This window comes from uncultured Leptotrichia sp., from assembly GCF_938036635.1.
In the GTDB taxonomy this organism is placed as follows: domain Bacteria; phylum Fusobacteriota; class Fusobacteriia; order Fusobacteriales; family Leptotrichiaceae; genus Leptotrichia; species Leptotrichia hongkongensis.
Genome location: NZ_CALHQO010000522.1, coordinates 1 through 7,453 on the forward strand (window position 1 = coordinate 1; position 7,453 = coordinate 7,453).

Genomic DNA, 7,453 nt, shown 5'->3' on the forward strand with positions numbered 1-7,453 from the left:
AAAAATATTTTAATAAAATTCTTTTTCATATTTTTACGACCTTCCTAAAATTTTCTAAACTTCCATCCTAAACACATTAATTACCGCTGTTTCATAAGGATGAGATTCTTTTACTAAATAATACGCCAGTTCTTCAAAATCTCTTTTTACTCTAAATCTCATTATTTTTTCATTGGCTACACTTGATTTTCCAATTTCTCCATCAAAAGGACTTCCGCCTTCCAGAGTTTTCCAATGCCCAACCGCATCAGCTGTAGAATACACATCTGCATAGAATCCTTCTGTCAAAAGTGAATATTTTTGCAAGTTTTCCACAATTTTTTCCACATAATTTTCTGGCACAAAAACTTCAAAACAACTATATTTTTCCTTAAATTCCAGCTTTGAACTAACAACATTATCATTTTCATAATTTAGAGTTAAATAAAAGAATGGGGAATTTTCAAACAATAATTTCAAAAATATTTTATCGCCTTCCCACAATTTTAAATCTAAAATTTCATCTTTTGGAATCCATTTCAAATCGCCTTCATTACACTCCTTTTCTATACCGGAAAAATTAGAGCTTGTGTAAACATACATAAACAAGGGGTCGTCTTCATTATAATTAAAAATTACAATTCCACGATATTCATAACTATTTAGCGTGTATCCTGTTTCTTCCCAGACTTCACGTATTAAGCATTGCTCAGGCGTTTCACCCTTTTCCATTTTTCCGCCAACGCCAATCCATTTTCCCTTATTTATATCAATTTCTTTTTTATTTCTATATAACATCAAATATTGATTATCCTTTTCAAGATAACATAATGTCGCAATCATATTTTTCTCCTATTTTTATAATTTATTTTCCAAATACTTTTTCAAAATTGGAATATGACTAATTTCAGGAGTCTTGCTTGCAAAAAGCATTGTAACATTTTTTGAAAGAAGTTCAGATTTTATTATTTTTAAAAATTTATCAAAATCAGGATTTTTTTCTAATTCATTCAGATATCCTGCTGCAAATGTCTCAAAATTAATTTTTCCTTTATGGTAATCTTCCCTAAGCTCCTTTGTAGGTGTAATTTCCTTAGCCCAGTAATCAATTTTAGCATCTTCCTTTTTTATTCCCCTTGCCCACAGCCTGTCTACAAACACTCTAAATCCATCAGTTTCTTCTGCTTTTTCATAAATTCTTTTCCAGTTTAGTTTATTCATTTTTAATCTTTCCTTTTTCTGAATTTATATCTTTTAGAATTATATCACATTTTTATAAAAAATGCTTTTATTTTTGTAATGAATTCAAAATTATTTTTTAAGTATGCTGTATAATTAAATTTAATAAAATAGAAAAAAGAACAGCTAACTGTAAGTTTTACTGTCCTTAATTCTTTTTTTAATTTTGTATGGAATATTTCATCTAAAATTAAATATTTATGTGTCATACTGTTGATTCCTGTAAATACATCTTCACCAATTGTCTATTGTAATGAACCATTGTGATACAGTCTCTTTAAAAACATTATTTTAAAAATCATCTAGCTTTCTTTTTTTATTTTAATTTCCATGTTGTTGGAGAAAATAATATTAACATTGGAAAAATTTCCAGCCTTCCTGCAAGCATTCCAAAACTAAGGATTACTTTTGAGAAATTGTTTAATTCAGCAAAACTGAATGCAGGACCTACTTTTCCTAATCCAGGGCCGATATTATTAAATGTGGCGGCAACAGCACTAAAAGCAGTCATAAAGTCATCTGTTGAGTAGGAAATCATTAGAAGAATTCCTCCAAAAACTAGTGAATAGACTAAAAAATATACTGCAATACTTTTTTGCATAGCTGAATTTACTGGCTTATCATCATATTTTACTGTAACTACACGATTTGGACTTATCATTTGGACAATTTCAGCAAAATAGATTTTTACCATTAATACAACTCTTGATATTTTCAGACCTCCAGCTGTAGAGCCTGCACATGCTCCAAAAAACATTAGGATAAGCAAGATAACTTGTGAAAATAACGGCCATTTTCCAAAATCAGCTGTAGAATATCCAGTTGTTGTAATGACTGAGGAAACTGAGAAAAATACATCTCTTATACAGTTCCATATGGAGCCGTATGTCTGATATATATTGAAAACTATTAGCATAATTGCTCCAAAAACTATTAGTAAATAATATTTTAATTCTTCATTTTTAAAGATGTCTTTTATTTTTCCGATTAAAATAAAATAATAAATATTAAAGTTTACTCCAAATACTATCATTCCAATTCCAAGTATTATTTCGACATAAGGGTTATTGTATGGTAAAATGCTACCATTTCTTACTCCAAATCCTCCTGTTCCTGCGGTACCAAATGCAAGAAGAGTAGACTCAAATAGATTAAGTCCGCCAAACATTAATAAAATTATAAGAACGATTGTCATAACAATATAAATTTTATAAAGCATTCTGGCTGTTGTTGATAGTTTTGAAACTAATTTTCCAAATGTTGGACCAGGAACTTCAGCTTTCATAACATGAACTGATGTTGCAGAACTTGGAAAAATTGCAAGTGCTAGAACTAGAACTCCCATTCCACCAACAAAATGGGTAAAACTTCGCCAAAATAAATTAGAATGGCTAATTTTGCTAAGATCTGGTATTATGCTAGATCCAGTTGTTGTAAAACCGCTTACAATTTCAAAAAATGCATCTATAAAAGAAGGGATTTCCTTTGTAAATACAAATGGCAATGCACCAAAAATAGACATCAAAATCCAAGATAAAGAAACTATTATATAGCCTTCCCTACCTTGAATCCGTTCATCTTCAGGAAGTTTCATAGAGAGAAGAAAACCTATTGCTAGAAGAAGAAGTATTACAGAACCATAAGCAATTTTATATTTTGCAGTTTCATTGTACAAAAAACTTATGATTAAAGGCAATACCATTAATCCAGCTTCAAGTATAAGTATTTTTCCAGTTATAAAACCTATCATTCTTTTATTCATTTTTACTCCTTAAATTAATATACTCGATTTTTTTTATTTAAGTAAATTTGGACTTAAATTTTAGATACGAATATATTTAAATTTTACAGTTTTATTCTAAAATATTGTCAAAATCTTCGATAGAAGATGCTATTGCTACAATCATTACGCTGTCATTGTTTTTGATAGCATCATTTCCTCCCGGAAAAATCATTTTATTATCCCGTAATATACTTACAATCAATATTCCTTTTTTTAATTTTAAATCTTTTAGCGGAACATTAACAGCAGCACTATTTTCATTGATTTCGAAAGTAATAAATTCCACCTGGTTTTCTAGCCTGTATAAAAAACTCATTGTGGATCCTCGCATATCTGTTTTTGATCTTACAACTCTTATTATCATGTCAGAAATAACTTTTTTGGGCACAACCGTTGATGTTCTAGTATTGTTTTCAAGTATAGGAAGTAGCAATGTTCTGTTCATTTTTGTAATTAACTTAGAATTTGTTATGGAGTTTACAAACATTGAAATAACAACATTTTCTTCATCACTATCTGTAAGAATTACAGTTGCATCATAGTTATTTATTCCTTCTTGTACTAAGAATTCTTGATCCGCTTCATCTCCTTTTATTACAATTGCTTTTGGATAAGCTTCACTCAGTTTTTCTGCACGTGTTCTATCATTTTCTATGACTTTTACCTTGTTTTTGTTTTCAATAAGTTTTCCAATTAAATAATGAGAAATTGTACCACCGCCGATAAGCAGTGTAGATCCGATTTTTAAGTTGCTTTGTTCAATTCTATCATAAAATTTATGAACTGCTTCCATAGAACCTGCAACATAGACAATATCTCCTTCCAGGATAGTAAAATCTCCAGTTGGAATAAAGACATTTTCATCTCTTCTGACAGTGCAGATAATAACCTTGTCTTTTGTGCTAAATTCAAGATTTTTTAACTGTGTCCCGTTCAGAAAACTATTTTTTTCAACTTTTATTGAAATAAAACTGGCTTTTTGTCCAAAAAAGTTTTCTACACTTAATGCAACTGGAAACATCAGTTTATTTGCAATACTTTTGGCAGTTTCCATTTCGGGATTTATCATAAGGGAAATTCCAAGTCCTTCCCTTACAAATTGCATATTTGAACTGTATTCAGGATTTCTTACTCTTGCTATAGTAAATTTTGAACCAATTTTTTTTGCTATTATTGAAGAGATTATATTTAGCTCATCTGATTCTGTTGCAGCAATAAAAATATCCGCACTGTCTGCACCAGCTTCAAGTAAAGTATCGTAAGACTCTCCGTTTCCTACAAGCCCAGTTATATCGTAAGTTTCTACAAGCTTATTTAATACTTTTTCTTCTTTCTCAATTAAAATGACATCGTTACCTTCAGCTGAAAGTTCGCTACAAAGCGATTCACCAACGACACCAGCTCCTGCTATAACTATTTTCATATTTTTTCTCTTTCTTGTTATTTTTTATTTATTTTCTAAATATTTTGCAATTTCCTTTGCATAATAAGTAATGATAGCGTTTGCTCCAGCTCTTTTCATCGCATACATCTGTTCCATGACAATTTTCATTTCATCAATCCATCCATTTTCAGCTGCAGCTTTTACCATTGAATATTCTCCCGAAACGCTGTAAGCTACAATTGGGATTTCAAATTTATCACTTACCTTTTTTATAACGTCGAGATATGCCATTGCAGGCTTCACAATTATAATATCCGCTCCTTGACGTAAATCTTCAGCAACTTCGTCTATCGCATCTTTTGAATATTGAAAATTCATTTGGTAAGACCTTCTATCTCCAAATTGAGGAGCTGAATCTGCTGCATCTCTAAAAGGTCCATAAAATGCTGACGAATATTTTACTGAATAAGCCATTATTGGAATATTTTCAAAATTATTTTGAGCTAAAACATTGGAAATTTTTTCCACACGTCCATCCATCATGTCTGAAGGTGCTACAATATCTGCTCCAGCCTTTGCGTAGGAGAGTGCTGTTTTTCCAAGAACTTCTAAAGTTTCATCATTTTTTACATAACCATTTTCATCAAGAATACCACAATGGCCATGACTTGTATATTCACAGCAGCAAATATCACAGATTACAAGAAAATTGTCGTATTTTTCCTTTATAAATCGAACTGCATTCTGAATAATACCATTTTCATTGTAAGCTTCTGTTGCACAGGCATCCTTTTTTTTAGGAATTCCAAAAAGCAAAATCGAATTTATTCCCAATTTTACCAGTTCATCCAGTTCTTCAGAAAGCCTGTCAATAGAGTATCTAAAAATTCCTGGCATTGAAGGGATTTCGTTCTTGATATTTTCTCCCTCTTCAATAAAAATTGGATAAATCAAATCTTCCTTTGAGACATAAACATCTTTTACAAGATTTCTTATCACTTCATTTTTTCGTAATTTTCTATGTCTTTTAAACATTTTTGTTTCACCTTTTTTCATTTCGTTATTTAAAGTTTGAACATTTATTTTTCTATTTTGTCAAGAACTTTTTGAATTTCACTTTTCATAGCACGTGAACGTTTGCAGTTTTTACCGCTCGTAGAAATTGCAATTTGAAATTCGCTGTTTTTTACAATTCCTCCAAACATTGCGTTCATTTTAGTTTTTGAAGATGCGTTGTTAATTAGTATCTCTTTAGAATCACAAACTTGTGCTATATTTTCATTCAGCTGTTCATCATCTGTAGCTGAAATAACTAGAAAGAAATCTTTTACAAGTTTTTCAATTTCATCTTTATTGTTTTCGATTTTCTTGTTATCTTCTATTTTTAAATTTTTTAGTTCTAATATACTTTGCTCTTTAATGTTATCAGTAACAACAGTAACATCAGCTCCGTACTCTAAAACTTTTTTGATTTTTTTTAGTGCAACTTTTCCACCTCCAATAACAAGAACTTTTTTATTTTCCAAGTTTATAAATAATGGAAACCACATATTTTAATGCTCCTTTCACTTTTTTCTGATGACAATAGGATAACATATTATAAGTAGAAAAACAAGCGATTTATAACATAATATTTTTTTCACTAAAAATATAGAAATAACGTGATTTTTTTTTACAAAAATGATAAAATATAGAAAAATTTCTAAAAATAAAATACAGGGAGCTTTGTTATGAAATACATAAAAAATTTTTTTGAACAATTCATTATCTTAATTCAATTTATGACACGTATTCCGATACCAATAAAAGTAGAGTATAGTGAGAAAAAATTAGGAAAGTCAATTAAATTTTTTCCATTGGTTGGCTTAATCATTGGCTTAATTTTATATTTTTCAAATTTTTTAATTACAGTCTATCTAAAAAATATTTTTTATAATAAAGTGATAATTGCTGTACTTATTATAATTATAGAAATTTTAGCTGTTGGAATAATCCACATTGATGGACTTGCTGATACTTTTGATGGGCTTTTTAGCTATGCTAAGAAAGAAAAAATGCTGGAAATTATGAAAGATTCAAGAATTGGTACAAATGGAACAGTTGTATTAATTTTATATTTCATTACAAAAATTACTATAATTTCTGAAATTATCACAATAAACCCGAAATACCTAATAATTTTTCCAATCATTGCAAGACTTTCAACATCAGTAAATGCTGGTCTTTCTGACTATGCTAGAAAATCTGGAATGAGTAATGCCATAATTTCTGAAAATGGTATTTTTGAAGTGATTTTTTCAATTATTTTGACAAATGCTCTAGTATTTCTTATAATTGGAACAAAAGGCGGCATTGCTTTATTTATCGCACTTCTATTTATAATTCTGTTTATGTTTAATGTACGAAAAAAGATTGGCGGGATAACTGGCGATACAATGGGAGCTTCTCTTGAATTAACATCAATATTAGTACTATTTTTAGGGATTGTTTTACGGTAGCTAAATAAAATGCAGTAAAAATAAAGATAACCAAAGAGGAGAATAAAATGACAGAAATATTATTTATAAGACACGGTGAAACTGACTATAATAAGAAACATTTGTATTACGGACATCTAAATCCAAGCTTGAATACAACAGGAATAAATCAGTTAAAAAATACTAAAAAAAAGCTTGAAGAATTGAATGAGAAAATAGATATAATATTTTCAAGTGACTTAAATCGATGTAGAGAAAGTTTAGAACTTTTGGAAATTGATAAAAATATAAAACAGCATTTTTCTGAAAACCTAAGAGAACTGAATTTTGGGATACTCGAAGGGAAAACTTACAAAGAGATTGAAAAAGAGTTCCCACATTATATCAATGAAATGAAAAATAACTGGAGAAATTTTAAGGCAGAAGGTGGAGAAAGCCTTTCTGATTTGCAAAAACGAATTGTGAAAAAAATTGAGAAAATAAAGAAAGATTATCAAAACAAAAGAATACTTATCATAGCTCATGCGGGAGTTATCCAATCCTTAATTAGCTATTATCTATTCTGCAATTTGGATGGATACTGGAAATTTA

General features: G+C 29.4%; 8 protein-coding genes. 2 read left to right on the forward strand and 6 right to left on the reverse strand.

All coding sequences use genetic code 11. The annotated features are described in order from the left end of the window. Nucleotides 1-54: 54 nt before the first annotated feature. The 6 genes from Q0370_RS10430 to Q0370_RS10455 all read right to left on the reverse strand — a co-directional run bounded on the left by Q0370_RS10430 (nt 55) and on the right by Q0370_RS10455 (nt 5,935). The gene (locus Q0370_RS10430; protein ID WP_299575443.1) at nt 55-822 is read right to left on the reverse strand and encodes an NUDIX domain-containing protein; all 768 of its coding nucleotides are present in this window, start codon (nt 820-822) and stop codon (nt 55-57) included. 15 nt (nt 823-837) lie between these two features. Further along, nucleotides 838-1,200 carry a DUF488 domain-containing protein gene (locus tag Q0370_RS10435; RefSeq protein ID WP_299575445.1) on the reverse strand — a complete coding sequence of 121 codons (363 nt, stop codon included), beginning with the start codon at nt 1,198-1,200 and terminating at the stop codon, nt 838-840. A 334-nt stretch (nt 1,201-1,534) separates the two neighbouring features. Next, nucleotides 1,535-2,980 (reverse strand): TrkH family potassium uptake protein, encoded by a 1,446-nt coding sequence (locus Q0370_RS10440; RefSeq protein ID WP_299575448.1) that lies wholly within the window; start codon nt 2,978-2,980, stop codon nt 1,535-1,537. Nucleotides 2,981-3,071: 91 nt separating this feature from the next. Next, a complete protein-coding gene (trkA, locus tag Q0370_RS10445; RefSeq protein WP_299575450.1) occupies nt 3,072-4,424 on the reverse strand; it encodes a Trk system potassium transporter TrkA in 1,353 nt (450 codons plus the stop codon). 24 nt (nt 4,425-4,448) lie between these two features. Then, on the reverse strand, nt 4,449-5,420 hold the full coding sequence (gene hemB, locus Q0370_RS10450; protein WP_299575452.1) for a porphobilinogen synthase: 972 nt from the start codon (nt 5,418-5,420) through the stop codon (nt 4,449-4,451). Between the two features lie 44 nt (nt 5,421-5,464). Continuing rightward, nucleotides 5,465-5,935, reverse strand: a complete 471-nt coding sequence (locus Q0370_RS10455) for a bifunctional precorrin-2 dehydrogenase/sirohydrochlorin ferrochelatase (RefSeq protein ID WP_021744757.1) — start codon at nt 5,933-5,935, stop codon at nt 5,465-5,467. Nucleotides 5,936-6,115: 180 nt separating this feature from the next. Between Q0370_RS10455 and cobS the strand changes: the two genes are divergently transcribed. Then, nucleotides 6,116-6,883 (forward strand): adenosylcobinamide-GDP ribazoletransferase, encoded by a 768-nt coding sequence (gene cobS / locus Q0370_RS10460; protein WP_299575454.1) that lies wholly within the window; start codon nt 6,116-6,118, stop codon nt 6,881-6,883. A gap of 47 nt (nt 6,884-6,930) precedes the next feature. Further along, nucleotides 6,931-7,453: histidine phosphatase family protein (locus Q0370_RS10465; RefSeq protein WP_299575456.1), on the forward strand; the 523-nt coding region annotated here is incomplete at its 3' end.

Excerpts from the sequence above, each read along its gene's own strand:
- Q0370_RS10430 (WP_299575443.1), bottom strand. The coding sequence starts at position 822 with ATGATTGCGACATTATGTTATCTTGAAAAGGATAATCAATATTTGATG.
- Q0370_RS10435 (WP_299575445.1), bottom strand. The coding sequence starts at position 1,200 with ATGAATAAACTAAACTGGAAAAGAATTTATGAAAAAGCAGAAGAAACT.
- Q0370_RS10440 (WP_299575448.1), bottom strand. The coding sequence starts at position 2,980 with ATGAATAAAAGAATGATAGGTTTTATAACTGGAAAAATACTTATACTT.
- trkA (WP_299575450.1), bottom strand. The coding sequence starts at position 4,424 with ATGAAAATAGTTATAGCAGGAGCTGGTGTCGTTGGTGAATCGCTTTGT.
- hemB (WP_299575452.1), bottom strand. The coding sequence starts at position 5,420 with ATGTTTAAAAGACATAGAAAATTACGAAAAAATGAAGTGATAAGAAAT.
- Q0370_RS10455 (WP_021744757.1), bottom strand. The coding sequence starts at position 5,935 with ATGTGGTTTCCATTATTTATAAACTTGGAAAATAAAAAAGTTCTTGTT.
- cobS (WP_299575454.1), top strand. The coding sequence starts at position 6,116 with ATGAAATACATAAAAAATTTTTTTGAACAATTCATTATCTTAATTCAA.